Raw genomic sequence first — 14,263 nt, forward strand, 5'->3', positions numbered from 1 at the left:
GCCGTGGATTCACAGACCCGCTTCTGGTTCCAGGATTTGCAGATCGAGAGTCGGCTCCAACAGATAGTCGAAGGTTGCAATTCTTGCCAAAGCCCGTCTTAGCGCGGAAGACGGGCACGGCTCCACGATGACGACGAAGGGCAGGCTTTCTTTCGTATGCCCGGGCTTTTGCAGGATCGCGTGGATGTTGATCTCCTGCTCCGCCAGGGCGCCAGCAATCTGTGCAATGATGCCTGGGCGATCTTTTACAACCAACCGAATATAGTGGCGCAGCAAAAAATCTCCGCTGACTCCAACCTTCTTGCTTGGCAAACCAATCGCACATGAGCCATGCGCGATCGCCAGCAGATCAGAGATGACCGCAACAGCTGTCGGATGGCCGCCCGCGCCGTGTCCGGAGAAAACAACGTCGCCGCCATAGGCGCCGCCCACCAGCAGCATATTCTCCGTGCCGCGTGACCACGCCAGCGGCGAATCCTGCGGCACCAGCATTGGCCCGACGGTGGCCAGAACTTCGTCGCCCCGCAGCTCTGCACGTGAAATCTGCCGGATCGTGCATCCCATCTCGCGCGCATACGCGAAATCAATGGCCGCAATTTCCGTAATAGACTTCGCCGCAACATCGCTCACCGCAACATCGGCACGCAGCGCGATCCGCAAGAGAATCACCAGCTTCGCCCGCGCGTCGAATCCCGCCACATCTTCGGTCGGGTCAGCTTCGGCATATCCCAGTGCCTGCGTTTCTTTAAGAATCTGTGCGAAGTCAGCACCATCTTCCATCTTGCTCAGGATGAAATTACAGGTGCCGTTCAGAATGCCTTCGATTCGGGTGATGCGGTCACCTGCGAGTCCCTGCTGCAGACCGGGAATAACCGGCACACCACCGGCTACAGCCGCTCCGTAAAACAAATGGCAGCCCTTACTCCGCGCCAGCTTGTCGAGTGCAATCCCATGCTCTGCAATCAGCTTTTTGTTAGCCGTCACAACGGATTTACCGGCTTCCAGCGCCCGCCGCACCCAGTCGCCCGCGGGATCAAGACCGCCCGCCAGTTCCAGCACCACGTCTACGGGCGCCGACAAAACATCTTCGATCGCTTCAGTCCAGATCACACTTTGCGAAACCCAATCGACTCGCTTCCGCGCTACGTTGCGATTGAAGATGTGCGTCAGTTCCACACCCGCAGGCTTCGAGTCGCAAAGAATGCGCGCCACTGAACTGCCAACCGTTCCGAATCCAAGAATTGCCGCTCTCACTTTTGCCGCCTGCGCGTCGGACACTATTCCTGTCTCTCCCGACTTGTTGAGTTGAATGGGTAACTGACAACCATCTTATCGGAAGTGTCTGACCTATCTTTCAAAGACCTACGCGCCGCGTCGAACAGTTCCCGGCTCATTTTCCGGAATCTCGGGACGATGCAACGCCTCTCGCTCTGGCGAAACTATCGGAATCCGTACCTCAGCCTGGCACCCGATGACATCCATCCGGTTTCGTAGTTCAAGCGAACCGCCATGCGCTTCGGCAATTTGCCGCGCCAGCACTAGGCCAACGCCAGTGCCGCTCTTCTTTGTTGTGTAGAACGGAACGAAAAGGTTGCCGGGATTCGTGAGTCCAGGCCCGTTGTCTTCAATCAGAATGGACACCATGTCTCCTGCAAACCGGCTGCGAATCCTCACTGCAGGCTTGCTCACCAGTCCAGCTTCTTCGCGCTCGTTCACCGCAGCATCCACTGCGTTCTTCACCAGGTTGATCAGCAACTGCTCCATCTGGTCAGGATCAGCCTTGAGACTCACGGACTGCGCATCTTCGACTTCCACGACCAGTCGCGTCTCCAGCACCGCAACGCGATCCAGCAACTCAGGAAGCGGCACTCGCTTCAACATCGGAGACGGTAATGTCGCCAGCTGCCGATAAGCCTGCACGAACCGATTCAACGACTCCGCCCGGCTCTCGATAACGTTCAATCCTCGTTCAAAGCTCGCTGCATTTTCAGGAGGCATCTGCGCAATGCGTGAACGCAGGCTCCCGGCGATCGACTTAATCGGCGCCAGTGAATTACTCAGCTCATGCCCAAGCACGCGAATCAGCCGGCGCCATGCCAGCCGCTCCTCTTCGCGCAGCGCAGAGCTCACATCGGACAGCACCAGCAGCGTATGCGGAACCCCGCGCTGGCGGAAGCTGCTCCGCCGCACCATCCACCGCGCCTGCTGTCCCTGGTCTTCAATCGAGGTAATGCCTTCATCGGGTTCATCCAGAATTTTGCGGAGGCCCAGCTCGTCGGCAGTGCGCCCCAAATCACGCGCTGCGATCAGATGCAGTACGCGCTCAGCCGCAGGATTCACGACACGCAACGCGCTCAGCTCATCAAAAGCGAGCACTGGCGCATCCATCTCAAGAATCACCCGTCGCAGCAGCGCGACCGCCTCAAGTGCGCTCAACCGCTGCGATTGCATCGCGTCGGCCAGCTGATTGATCTCGATCGCCAGTTCCCCCAGCGAATCCTGAGGCGCAGCCCCGCGAGCGCGAAAAGAAAAATCTTCTTCCCGCAAAGCCGCCACAACATTGGCAAGCGTTTGCAGCGGTCGCACCACCTGTTCAAGAAAGATCGACGCCACCAGCAGAACCACGAGGCCCAGCGTCGTCAGCGAACCAATAATGAGAGACAGGGAAACATGCTCGATCCAGAGCAGAACGGCACAAAGTAAGAAAATAGGAACACACAGCGACGTAATCAGGATTTTGATCTTGGTCTCGAAGCTGAATCCCTCTCGGGGAATTTTGCTCGTGGCCGCCGTTCTCCTGTGGTTGTGGTCGCGTCTGTTTCTAGATCCCATATTTCTCCATCCGCCGGTACAAAGCGCCTCGGCTTAACCCGAGCGCCTCAGCAGCCTGGCTCACGTTTCCATTGGCGCGAGTCAGTGCCTTGCGGATGAGAATACTCTCTACAGACTCCAGGCTCATATCTTCAAGTGCCTGGCTGGATGCCCGTGCCTGGTTCAATCCCAGGTCGGACGCTTCAATTCTAGTCCCACGCGCCATCAGCACGGCGCGCTCAATCGTGTGGTCAAGTTCTCGCACATTGCCCGGCCACGGATGCTGCAACATCACCTGCAGGGCGGCAGGATCGATACCCTCCATCTGCTTGCGATAGCGCGACGCATACCGGTTCAGAAAATGCGCTGCAAGCAGGGGAATATCTTCGCGGCGGTCGCGCAGTGGCGGCAGATGAATCTCGACGGTATTGAGACGAAACAAAAGGTCACCGCGGAAGCGTCCCTGCTCGACTTCGACATGCAGATCGGCGTTGGTTGCCGACAACAGGCGCACACTTATGCGCCGCGTTTTGGACGAACCGACCCGCTCCATCTCGCCGGTTTCGAGCACACGCAGCAGCTTTGCCTGCTGGCGCATAGGCACATTGGCAATCTCGTCGAGAAACAGTGTTCCACCGTCTGCCAGTTCAAAGCGCCCGATACGTTCGGTGCGGGCGTCGGTAAACGCGCCTTTCACGTGTCCAAAAAGCTCGCTTTCGAAAGTGCCCTCAGGCAGCGCGCCGGTATTGACCGCGACCAGCGACCGCGTTGCGCGTTGCGACAAGCCATGCAGCATCTGCGCCACGATTTCCTTGCCGGTCCCATGCTCGCCCGTGATGAGAACATTGGCATCCGAAGGTCCGATGCGTGTAATCGTGCTCAACACCGGCTGCATGGACGACGCGGTAGCAATCAGGTCGGGAAGATTTTGCCCGCGCAGCATGCGGTTCTCGGCTTCCAGCCGATACGCGCGCTTCACGGCGTTATGAAGATCGATTTGGGTCCGGAGAATTGTCAGCAGGCGAGCATTGTCCCAGGGCTTGGGAATGAAGTCGCGAGCGCCCCGTCGCATCGCCTCCACCGCGACTTCAACATTCGCCCAGGCCGTCATCACGATCACTGGAACATGGCTGTCGAGCGCCTTAATCTGCGTCAGCAGGTCAAGGCCTTCTTTGCCCGAGGTCGTGTCCCGCGTGTAGTTCAGGTCAACCAGGAGCGCATCGAACGAACCCACCTGCAACGCCTCCAGCACCATCATCGGCGAGCGCGCTTTCTCTACCTGATATCCCTCAGGTTCGAGCAGCAGTTCCAGCGCATCCAGAATATGGGGCTGATCGTCAGCAATCAGAACGCGCGGAACCTGCTTGTTCAGAACGTCGTTTTGTACTCCGCCGAGTTGTGAGGTCGTGGCCATCTAAAGACCTGAGTATAGCCGCCTTCAGCGATTATGGTTGCATGTGGGTTACTACACCGCTCTTCGCGTCATCAATGGAAACATCCGTACGGTCAAGCGTGAATCCGGTAGCTTGGTCGATATATGCCTTGGCTTTTTCGAATGCGGTCTGGGCCACGACAAGCGCGGATTGGGCCACCGCGAGAGCCTGCTCGCTGGTGAGCGTGTCGTATGCGGACATAGCACCGAGATTTTGCTCCTGCTTGGAGATATCAAAGGTCTTTTGTGCCAGATCGCGCGCCTTCTGCGCTGCGTTGACGCGGGCCTGGGCCTGCTGCAGAGAATATTGCGCGTTGCGGACATCGAGCAGAATTTGCTTCTTCTGCTGCTCGTAACTCAACTCCTTCTGGCGATAGTCGAGCACAGCGCGGAACTGGTCGGCCTTAGCGACGCGGTTGCGGAGGGTGACGACGAGTGAGAAGCCGACCTGATATTCCGGTGAGGAATAATTGAAGGTGTCCTGGAAGGCTCCGGCAAAATCGGAAGGCAGGGTGGTGCTGCAATCGATAATCTGCGAGGCGCAAGCAGGGTTCATCAGACCGCCGATGCCTACGCCGATGTACTGTCCGTAGAGCGAAAGTCTGGGCAGTAGCTCGTTTTTAATGGTCTTGAGGTTGTTCTGCGCGATCTGCATGGCGATCTGGTCTTCAGCCACGTCGGGGCGGTTCTTTTCGGCTTCAATAATGAGCTGATCGATCGGCTCTCCAGCCTTAGGGTCGGGTGAGCCTATGAGATCGAGCGGAATGACCGGCATGTCTGCCAATGCAGGATCTTCAATGGTCTTGGTGAGCGCGTTCTTGATAAGAAGTTCGTTCAGTCTGAGCGTCGCTTTGGCAACAGTGAGATCGCCTTCGGCAGTGGCCACAGCGGCCTCGTCCTTCATGACCTGCATAGCAGGAACGTTCTGAAGCTGAAGTTGTTTCTGGTCGTCGGAAAGAGTCTCGTTGGCGTAGGCCAGCGAACGCTCCTTGATTTGAGCATCCTGATAGGCGCTGACAAGATCCCAGTAGATATTTTCAACCTGGGTAATGGTGGCGATCACCTGTGCCCTGAAGCCGAGGTCCGTGAGCTGGAGATTCTGTTTGGCGATGTGCATGAAGCGCTGGTTCGTGGCGAGTCCAAAGCCTTGGAGCAGGGGCTGGTTGATCGTAAGGTTGAAGTTCGTGGTGAGCTGAGGGCTGAGAATATTGAAGATACTGTTCGTGGTCTGGCGTTCGCCGAAGTCAGTGATCGTAAAATTTGTGCCGAGCGAAAAGGCCTGCGAGTAGCTGGACGCTACCTCAATCGTGTTTTGTTTTAAGATGGGCACTCCGGTCTGAGATTTGTTGACCTGTACGAGCGTAGTGTGGTCGACAAGAGCCTGCACGGCAAGCTGCGGATCGAAAGAGCTGATGGGGGCGCCGTTGCCGAGAGTTGAGGTGACAAGGCCTTGGGCGCCGGCCGCCGTGGCTCCGGTGCTTCCACCGCCGCCGCCGCTGCCTACACCGGAAGAGCTGAAGCCCCCCTGCGTACCTTGCGCGATGCTGGTATTCACACCGTTCGCGAAGCCTCCAGCCTTGGTGCGCAGCAGGTCGGCCTGCGCAATCGGCAGGTTGTAGCGGAAATAGGCGATGTCGAGATTGTTCTCAATCGCGAGAGCGATGGCGTCGCGGAGCGAAACGTACAGTTTGCCATCGCGTTCCAGGCTTTGGAGGCGAGGCGAGTTCGTGAGATTGGTGGGCGGCACGGTGCTCGGCATATATGGCGCAAACGGATTGCGCGAGTGTGGCAGCTCAATGTGAAACGGAGCTTGGGATGTCACGGGACCAACTTGCTGCGCTTGCTGGGCCTGCTGAGCGATGGTCTGCTGCATTGGTGTTGGAGTGACTGTAGGCGCATCCGGGGTAGGCGTCGCTTGCTGTTGAGCAGGAGTGGTCGCGCCAGGCGCTGTCGTCTGTTGCTGCTGAGATGGTTGTTGTTCCTGGGAAGACGACGGAGCCGTCTGTGCCAGCGTGCTCGAAGAAACAAGGCAGCAAAGAGCGACTGCCATCAACTGCTGCTGAATCCCGGACCCGCTCCTCACGATGCGCTCACCTCCGCGCCCAGTTCCGGATGCGCCGTATCCTTTACCATCCAGCCATCGCGGACTTCGATAATGCGGTTGCCATACGAAGCATTCAATTCAGAGTGCGTCACCTGAATGATCGTCGTTCCCTGCTGATTCAGTTCGCGGAAAAGCTCCATGATTTCCTTTGCCTGGGTTGAATGCAGATTGCCTGTCGGCTCGTCGGCAAGTAACAGCGCGGGTTTATGAATCACGGCGCGCGCAATGCCCACAAGCTGCTGCTGCCCGCCGGAAAGCTGCGATGGATACAAATCCTTCTTGCCGACGATCTGAAAATGATCCAGCGTGTCAGCAACCAGCCCCTGCCGCTCTGCGCGTGGAATGTCTTTGTAGGACAGAGGCAGATCAATGTTCTCCTGCACCGTCAGGTCATCCAGCAGGTGATAGCTCTGAAAAACCATGCCGACGTTTTTCTTCGCCAGTTCCGCACGCTGCTTGCGGTTCATCTTGTGCACCGGCTGGTCCTTGAACCAGTACTCGCCCAGCCACTGATCATCGAGCAGCGCCAGCACGTTCAACAGCGATGATTTGCCCGCACCCGAAGGCCCCATGATGGTGACAAACTCACCTTCCTGAATCGTTAGACCAATGCGGCGCAGCACCCACGTTTGCCCTGCGCCCGTCTTGTAGCTGCGTTCAATATTTTTCAGTTCAATCATGGAGATCGCTTTCCTCCTCGTTGGGATTATGCGTCGTCCCAGCGAGTGTCATCCTAAGCAGAGCATCCTTATCAGTCGAAGTCGAGGGCGCTGCCGTCGTCCCGCAATACTTCATTTAGGGCAATGGCTCGCCTGAGCACACCTTGACCGTGTGCGACGCGAACCATCCCCATAAACGTGAAAATTACCGCGCTTCCAGTACCTGTTCGAGCGCATCTCCCTCGGCTACCACCTTGCCGTCGAAGAGATGAATGTTTCGCTCGGCGTGGCGCGCAAACCGAGGATCGTGTGTAACCATCACAATCGTGGCGCCGTCCTTGTGCAGGTTCTGCAGCAGCTCCATCACGGCTTCGCCGTTGCGCGAATCCAGGTTTCCGGTAGGCTCGTCAGCCAGTAGGATTGACGGCGAACCGGCCAGGGCGCGCGCCACCGCAACACGCTGTTGCTGACCGCCGGAGAGTTGGGAAGGATAGTGCTTCATGCGGTGCGCCATGCTCACGCGCTCCAGTGATTCCTGGACGCGGCGCTTGCGTTCTGCCGCCGACATGCCGGTGCGGTAGGTGAGCGGAAGCTCGACGTTCTCGTAAACCGTAAGGTCGCCGATCAGGTTGAAACTCTGAAAGATGAAGCCGATCTCCTGGTTGCGAATGCGCGAGCGCTGCGCAAAATTCAAGTTCTCGACCGCATGCCCGTTCAGCAGGTACTTGCCAGCGGTAGGCGTATCGAGCAGACCGATAATCGAAAGCAGCGTCGATTTGCCGCAGCCCGACGGGCCCTGCATCGCAACATATTCGCCCTTGTTGACGGTGAGATGAATGCCCGAGAGCGCGTGCGTCTCAATCTCATCCGTGTAGAAGACCTTCGTCAGACCCTCAATATTGATCAACGATTGTGGATTCTCCATGTCTACCTCGCTCCTCGCTTTTCCCACTATTCCAAACGAACTTTATCGACGTTGTCGTTCCGCGACATATCCGACAGAATGACCTTGTCGCCTTCTTGCAGACCACCCAGAATCTGAATCTGCGTGACCGATGCCTTGCCAACCTTCACCTGCGTGCGCGTTGCCGTCTTGCCGTCCGGATCGTACCTGAACAGGCTGATTGTGCTGTCCGGATTCCCGAAGGCCGGACGACCCACATACAGCACGTCTTTCAAACGTTCCAGATCAATCGTTCCGTCCACGCTCAGTTGTGGAACCGCTCCCGCAGGAAGTGGCCCATCTAGCTTTACGTCAACTGTTCGCGTTCCGTTCACTACTGCCGGATCAATTCTTGTTACATGGCCTGGAACAATGCCGTTATGCGTATCAACTTCTGCCGGCTGGTCCAGCAGAATGTCATGTGCCTGGGTCTCAGCGATCTTTAATTGGGCCTTGAGCTGGTTCGGTACGACAACCGTTGCCAGCGTGGTGCCCGGCGCAACGTGCGTGCCGACACCCAAGGTGGCCTGGTCGCCAGCCCCGGTCGTCGAAGTCTGCTGGCCAAGAGAAGTCAGCACGCCGTCGATTCCGGCGCGCACTTGAAGCGCAGCCTTCTGGTCTTGCTTCAGTTGAAGCAGAGCCTTATCCTGATCGATCTTCGCCTGCTGCACGTCCAGCTGCGTTTTGATGGATTTATCATTCATGTCGACCTGATCGACGGATATCTTGTTCCGTGTCGTCAATTCATCTGCCGAAGACTTCGATTTGTTGTAGGCCAGACCGCTGATCACGCCCAGGTTATAGAGCTGCTTGTCCGTCTGTGCCTGCAGCTGCGCCTGGCTGTAATCGGAATTCACTGTCGCGGCCGATGCCTTCTTGTCCATCAGGGCGCTCTGCAGGGTAACCTGCAGATTGTGGTACGCCACTTCATCGGACTTCAGCTGCAGTTGCGCATTGAGCAGTTCCTGGTCCAGTTGCGGGTCGGTAAGATCCATAATGACGGTGTCCGGCGTCACCTTTGTGCCCGGCAGAACGCGAATGCGCGTCACCGTCGCTTCCGTCTGTGACGGAATCGACCGGATGCTTTCCTCACTGGGAACCAGCGTTCCTAGCCCGCGCACCTGCACGATCATTGGGCCACGCTTGACCGTGTCCGGCCACACTGTGCTGGCATCGACCGTCGGAGCCGCCGGCTTCAGCCGGTAAACAGCCGCTGCTGCTGCCGCGACAACAACCAGGCCGATCGCGCCGATAACGATCTGCCGGCGTAACTTCTTCTTCCTAATATCTGGGCGAGCGATATCCATTGATCAGGAATGTTGCAACTGCCGCACCATTCTGAAAATCCGGATAACTCATTTAGATTCATATGGCTGTGAATGACTGGCCCAGACCATCTGAACTCGCTACTGGCCATTTCCGGAACCATGTGTCCGTTTCCGGACAACCCGAGCCGACCTTGCTCTTAAGACGAAAAAAAAGGAATTTCCGTCTGGAAATCCCCTTCAATACCTCTAATTTGGAGCGAATCAGCGATAGCCGCCCGAGAGCACGATCCCCTCCCCTGTCATAAAGGCCGACTCATCCGAAGCAAGGTAAACCGCCGCATGGGCAACATCCTCCGGCGTCCCTAACCTTCCGAGCGGAGTGACAGAAATCAGTTTCTTCATCCGTTCCTCGGCATAATTGCCGTTTTGCATATTCGCCTGTACGCCTTCGGTGGGAATCAGACCCGGATGAATTGTATTCACGCGGATTTTGCGGACAGCCAGTTCTCTCGCCCACGAAACTGTCAGCGCATCGACTGCGCCCTTCGTCGCCGAATAAACAGACGCGCTGACCGGCGGAGTGAGGCTCACAATCGAGCTGACGTTGATGATGCTTCCGCCATTTTCACCGAACTGTTTGACTGCCTCTTGCGTCGTCGCAATCAGGCCTAAAACGTTCACGTCGAACAGCCTGCGATAGTGCGCATCCGTAATCGCCTCCAACGGCAGAAACTCATACACACCCGCGTTGTTCACCAGGACATCGAGCTTGCCAAAAGCTTTCTTGCTTTCCGCGAAGAGCTTTGCTATCTCTGCCCGATCTCCCACATTCGCCTGGACGGCAATCGCATTGCCACCCTTTGCGGCAATCTCCGAGACGACGCGATCCGCATCGGTCTTACTCGAGGCGTAGTTCACGACCACCGACGCACCCTCTGCCGCCAGCTTTTTCGCGATCGCCGCGCCCAATCCCTTTGACGCTCCCGTCACGATGGCCACTTTTCCTTCTAACCTGTTCATCCTTTCTCCTCTCCCGGAATCTGCATCTCCGGGCTTACATCAGAATAGATGCATATGCATATATCTTATGATTCAGGAATTTTTGGAGTTAAGATAGGTGCATATGCATGTATCAGAAAGGCCTGAAGCCGTGGACGCAATCCCATGCTATGGCGCATCCGTCAGGAAAGCCAGCCGCATACTCACCCGCATCTACGACGAGACACTTGCGCCCAGCGGCCTCAACCTGACGCAATTTTCCATCGCTTACCTGCTTGCGCGCCACGGTTCCGCTACCATCACCGATCTTGCCGCATGGATGGACACCGACAAAACCGCGATGGGGCGCAACCTGGCCCCAATGGAGCGCGATGGCTTCATCTCGATCCAGCCTGGAAAAGACCGTCGCAGCCGCGAAGTCACGCTCACCACGACCGGACGGGTCAAGTACAAGAAAGCAGCATCGCTTTGGAGGCAGGCCCAAAAGCAAGTCGAGAAGTTAATTGGGGAGCAACCCGCGGCGAAGCTTCGTTCTATCCTGCAACTGGTTGCGACGAAGGCAGGCGCTCATCAGTAAATCAGCTTCAACGAGAACTGAATCTGCCGCGAAGTCCCGGCTGTTTTGCTGATCTCGCCGAAACCAGATCCCTTGATCGTGTTCGCGGGCAGCCCCATATTCACAATGTTGAAGAGATTGAAGAACTCCGCCCGGAATTGCAGGTCTACCAGTTCGCTCCCGCTCGTGCGAGTGCCGAAAGGCGTGTCCTTGATCATGGCAAAGTCGTAGTTGTAATATGCGGGGCCGCGAAATGTGTTGCGTCCAAGCAGGCCGAAGCGTCCACTGTTTGGCCCTGTCCCGCCCGACAGGTTGATGGGAATCGAGAAATACGAGGCATTTGCGGGGCCCAGCCCGAAGTAGTCTTCGCGCACTTTGCGTGCCGTCGATAAATCAGGCTTGCCAATCTGGTCGGGCCGATCCGTTCCGTTCGAACCCGCGCCTGTCTGTTGAATCCCCGAATAGATGGTGAATGGCGAACCGCTGGAAATCGTCGAAATGCTCAGCAACTCCCATCCGCGCGTAATTTTCTTTGTCACTGCTTCCAGAAAATTGACACTGTCCAAATGCAGGTCCTGCGCCACGCTCAGGCTGAAAGAGTTCGCCACATCAAACGTCGACGGCCCTTTTTCAGGATGCGTATTGAATGGATCCTGCGGAGCGAACGCTACCTGCGCGCCCGTGGAACCCGTTCCGCCGCCAATCACTCCGCTCACGTCATCCAGCGATTTCGACCACGTATAGCTCGCCTGCACGCCCGGACCGCCATGCGGAAATGTTCCGGAGAGCGAGCTTTGCAAAGCGTTGTAGCTCGAATGCGACGTGTCATCGACGACATTCTCCACGCCGAAACCGCCAATCACGTTGCCCGAGCTGTCGAACTGCGTATAAGGAGCGTACTCCGGACTCGCCCCGGCAAATCCGTTTGGATACGTCATGCGTGGCAGCTTGACGCCCGCAGTACCTACATATGCGACATCGGCGGTGACGTTTCCAAATTGCCGCTCCAGTCCAAGCGTCCAGGTTTCCAGCCATCCGTTGCCGAAATTCCTGTCAATCCCGGCAAGATTCAGCGGCGTGATCTGGTGGCTTGGCGTCAGCGCCGCCATGTCATGCTCGTAGCGGTCCACGTCGAGAACGGTATTCGCAGGCACATCTTTCGTATTGCCGCTGGCGAAGATGTCCACTCCTGATGTCGAATAGGCACGCGGTAATTCATCCGGTGTGATCTGAAAGCCATAATGAAATTGCGCGCCCGGTGCAGCACTCAGATGTGGATAAATCACAAACGGCGTCGAGCCGGTCAGCGAATTGTCCTGCCAGATATTCGGCGGAATCACCATCATCGCTCCGCCAGCGCGCACGTGCAGCTTCTGGGTAGCGCGCCAGTCCAGTTGCACGCGCGGCTCAAAGCCGTTGTAGTTTGTCTGGTATCCCGGCTGCGGATTCACAAGAAATTCCTGTTGATACCCGGTCGCCGTCTTCGTCGTCACGATACTCGATGTTCGCTTCGCCCGCTCCGTGATGGGCGAATACACGTCATAGCGAATGCCGTAGTCCAGCACAAAGCGATCAGAAATCTTCCAGGTGTCCTGAATGTAAAAGGCAAAATTGTTTCGATTGATCGCCGCAGGCCCGATGTGATTGCCACCCGAAAAGTATGGCGGAGCGACCGCAACGTTGTAGGAAAACGGAGTGCCAGTCAACAGTCCGGAGAGCGTATCAGGCAGCGGATCTCCGACATTCACATTGTGCGTACCGCTTTGAGACAGAATTTCGACCGGCGAATACGCCGTACCGCCGCCAAAATCATATTCATTGTTGGGGCTGATGCCGAAATAGGTCGTGTCGCGGTTCAGCCGCACTTCGCCGCCAAACTTCCACGCGTGGCCGCTTCTGATGTAGGAAAAATTCTGCCGTGCTTGAATGAGATTGCCATAGGCCTGCATCACCGAACCGCCGGCAGAATTGAAGGCCTCAAAGAGTCCGTCATTGAACTTCACTGCGGCATCCGTGTGGTTCGGCGTCGGAAACCCGGGCGTGGAGCGCGTAAAGTCAATCGACGAGTCAAAGGAATACTGCGGCGAAATCACACGCGAATACGTCAGCACTCCGTTGCGCTGATGATCTTTGTATTCGACGGCAAAGCTCGGATCGATCGCCGTCTGATCGGGATTGGTCGTCGGTCCTGTCAGATTGTCCCAGGTAAATCGCGCGAATATCTGCGACTTCTCATCCAGCGTCTGATCGATGCGAATTGAAAACTGGTTGGCATTCGTAATGACCTTCGAGGAAGTCGCATAGGTGTGCGCTCCGTACGGTCCTTGGGGAAAATTGGGCAGCGGATACCGCGCCAGTATGCGCGCCATCTGCGAATCCACCGGAACATACAGCGTGTCACCCGGAAACGCGCTCGTGTCCGAGCCAGAACGCTCGTCGGCTGTAGGCACCGCTAACACCTGCGTCGTGCCCAGTACCTGGCGAAAGCCCTGATATTGACCGAAGTAGAACGTTTTCCCGCTTCCATCGAAAAGGTGCGGGATCACAACCGGTCCGCCGTTCGTGAATCCAAACTCATTGCGGCGGAATGGCGGAATTCTACCCTCTGTCGGATGATCGAAATAATTCCGCGCATCCAGGGCCGAGTTGCGCAAGAACTCGAAGAACGAACCGTGAAAGCCGCTCTTGCCGGAGCGCGTGATGATGTTTGTGAAGCCGGCAGCACCGCGCCCGATCTCGGCAGGCATCCATCCGGAACTCGACTGAATCCCCTCCACCGCATCGACGTTGAAATTGGTAAAAGTGCCGCCACCCATTTCCGGATCGCTCGTATCGGATCCGTCCATCGCAAACGTTGCCTCGACGCCGCGCTGCCCGTTAATCGCAAACTGTTGCGTGAAGTTGGTTGCGCCGTTCGTGTCCGTCATGGTTCCAGCGGCAAGCAACAGCAGAGTGCTGAAGTCGCGCTTGTTCAGTGGCAACTCACTCACGGCACGGCTGGAAAGCTGCTCCCCACCGGTGGCCTCGTTCTGCTCCTTTTGTTCAGCAATTGCCAGCCCGCCCCGGTCTGATATCGTAACCAATACGGTTACATGATCCATAGCCAGCAAGACTGGCTGGCTCGCGTTGCTCAGTTTTCCCGCAGTCTCAACCGACAGCGTGTAACTCCCGGCCGGCAGGTTTTTGAAAGCAAAGCTCCCATTCGCGGCAGTAACAGCGGCGTGCTTATGCCCTTGTTCGGTAAGCCATACGGTCGCGTCTGCTATCGGAACGCCGCTGGAATCACGCAGTTCGCCGCCCCACGTTGGAATCTCATCATGCTGCGACCACGCAACTGTGCTCAGTGCAAGGCATAGAAGCGCCAGCAGCGCAGGAAATAGTCTTCTCACTTCGGCTTTCGAGCAGCCTGCAATCAAAGAGTGATACCTGTTCCTCGGAGGATCAATGCAGGACGCTTTCCAGTGAAAATGCTTACACCCGCACAAACATTC

General features: G+C 56.9%; 10 protein-coding genes. 1 reads left to right on the forward strand and 9 read right to left on the reverse strand.

Features of this window, described 5'->3' with window-relative positions; translation table 11 throughout:
- Nucleotides 1-9: 9 nt before the first annotated feature.
- From H7849_RS12400 to H7849_RS12435, 8 genes are all read right to left on the reverse strand, one after another.
- Entirely contained in the window at nucleotides 10-1,278 is a 1,269-nt protein-coding gene (locus tag H7849_RS12400) for a homoserine dehydrogenase (protein WP_186746922.1), read from the reverse strand.
- Between the two features lie 84 nt (nucleotides 1,279-1,362).
- Nucleotides 1,363-2,832 carry a sensor histidine kinase gene (locus tag H7849_RS12405; protein WP_186746924.1) on the reverse strand — a complete coding sequence of 490 codons (1,470 nt, stop codon included), beginning with the start codon at nucleotides 2,830-2,832 and terminating at the stop codon, nucleotides 1,363-1,365.
- Nucleotides 2,822-4,225, reverse strand: coding sequence for a sigma-54-dependent transcriptional regulator (locus H7849_RS12410; protein WP_186746926.1), 1,404 nt, complete (start codon nucleotides 4,223-4,225; stop codon nucleotides 2,822-2,824). The genes H7849_RS12405 and H7849_RS12410 overlap by 11 nt, the downstream gene beginning before the upstream one ends.
- 31 nt (nucleotides 4,226-4,256) lie before the next feature.
- Nucleotides 4,257-6,293: a TolC family protein gene (locus H7849_RS12415; RefSeq protein ID WP_251106765.1), complete on the reverse strand. Its 2,037-nt coding sequence runs from the start codon at nucleotides 6,291-6,293 to the stop codon at nucleotides 4,257-4,259.
- A 29-nt stretch (nucleotides 6,294-6,322) separates the two neighbouring features.
- A complete protein-coding gene (locus H7849_RS12420) occupies nucleotides 6,323-7,027 on the reverse strand; it encodes an ABC transporter ATP-binding protein (protein ID WP_186746928.1) in 705 nt (234 codons plus the stop codon).
- A gap of 184 nt (nucleotides 7,028-7,211) precedes the next feature.
- A complete protein-coding gene (locus tag H7849_RS12425; protein ID WP_186746930.1) occupies nucleotides 7,212-7,931 on the reverse strand; it encodes an ABC transporter ATP-binding protein in 720 nt (239 codons plus the stop codon).
- A gap of 26 nt (nucleotides 7,932-7,957) precedes the next feature.
- Complete coding sequence (locus tag H7849_RS12430) at nucleotides 7,958-9,256, reverse strand: efflux RND transporter periplasmic adaptor subunit (RefSeq protein WP_186746931.1); 1,299 nt, start codon at nucleotides 9,254-9,256, stop codon at nucleotides 7,958-7,960.
- 222 nt (nucleotides 9,257-9,478) lie between these two features.
- Nucleotides 9,479-10,237 (reverse strand): SDR family NAD(P)-dependent oxidoreductase, encoded by a 759-nt coding sequence (locus tag H7849_RS12435; protein ID WP_186746933.1) that lies wholly within the window; start codon nucleotides 10,235-10,237, stop codon nucleotides 9,479-9,481.
- A gap of 130 nt (nucleotides 10,238-10,367) precedes the next feature.
- Between H7849_RS12435 and H7849_RS12440 the strand changes: the two genes are divergently transcribed.
- Entirely contained in the window at nucleotides 10,368-10,793 is a 426-nt protein-coding gene (locus H7849_RS12440) for a MarR family winged helix-turn-helix transcriptional regulator (RefSeq protein ID WP_186746935.1), read from the forward strand.
- On the opposite strand, the gene H7849_RS12445 is transcribed toward H7849_RS12440, so the two are convergent.
- Nucleotides 10,787-14,161, reverse strand: coding sequence for a TonB-dependent receptor (locus tag H7849_RS12445; protein WP_222439804.1), 3,375 nt, complete (start codon nucleotides 14,159-14,161; stop codon nucleotides 10,787-10,789). The genes H7849_RS12440 and H7849_RS12445 overlap by 7 nt on opposite strands.
- Between the last annotated feature and the right edge of the window lie 102 nt (nucleotides 14,162-14,263).

The sequence above is a fragment of the Alloacidobacterium dinghuense genome (genome assembly GCF_014274465.1).
Lineage (GTDB): Bacteria > Acidobacteriota > Terriglobia > Terriglobales > Acidobacteriaceae > Alloacidobacterium > Alloacidobacterium dinghuense.

Bases quoted from the DNA above. Each gene is read 5' to 3' on its own strand.
- H7849_RS12405 (WP_186746924.1), bottom strand. From the start codon at position 2,832: ATGGGATCTAGAAACAGACGCGACCACAACCACAGGAGAACGGCGGCC.
- H7849_RS12410 (WP_186746926.1), bottom strand. From the start codon at position 4,225: ATGGCCACGACCTCACAACTCGGCGGAGTACAAAACGACGTTCTGAAC.
- H7849_RS12415 (WP_251106765.1), bottom strand. From the start codon at position 6,293: ATGGCAGTCGCTCTTTGCTGCCTTGTTTCTTCGAGCACGCTGGCACAG.
- H7849_RS12420 (WP_186746928.1), bottom strand. From the start codon at position 7,027: ATGATTGAACTGAAAAATATTGAACGCAGCTACAAGACGGGCGCAGGG.
- H7849_RS12425 (WP_186746930.1), bottom strand. From the start codon at position 7,931: ATGGAGAATCCACAATCGTTGATCAATATTGAGGGTCTGACGAAGGTC.
- H7849_RS12430 (WP_186746931.1), bottom strand. From the start codon at position 9,256: ATGGATATCGCTCGCCCAGATATTAGGAAGAAGAAGTTACGCCGGCAG.
- H7849_RS12435 (WP_186746933.1), bottom strand. From the start codon at position 10,237: ATGAACAGGTTAGAAGGAAAAGTGGCCATCGTGACGGGAGCGTCAAAG.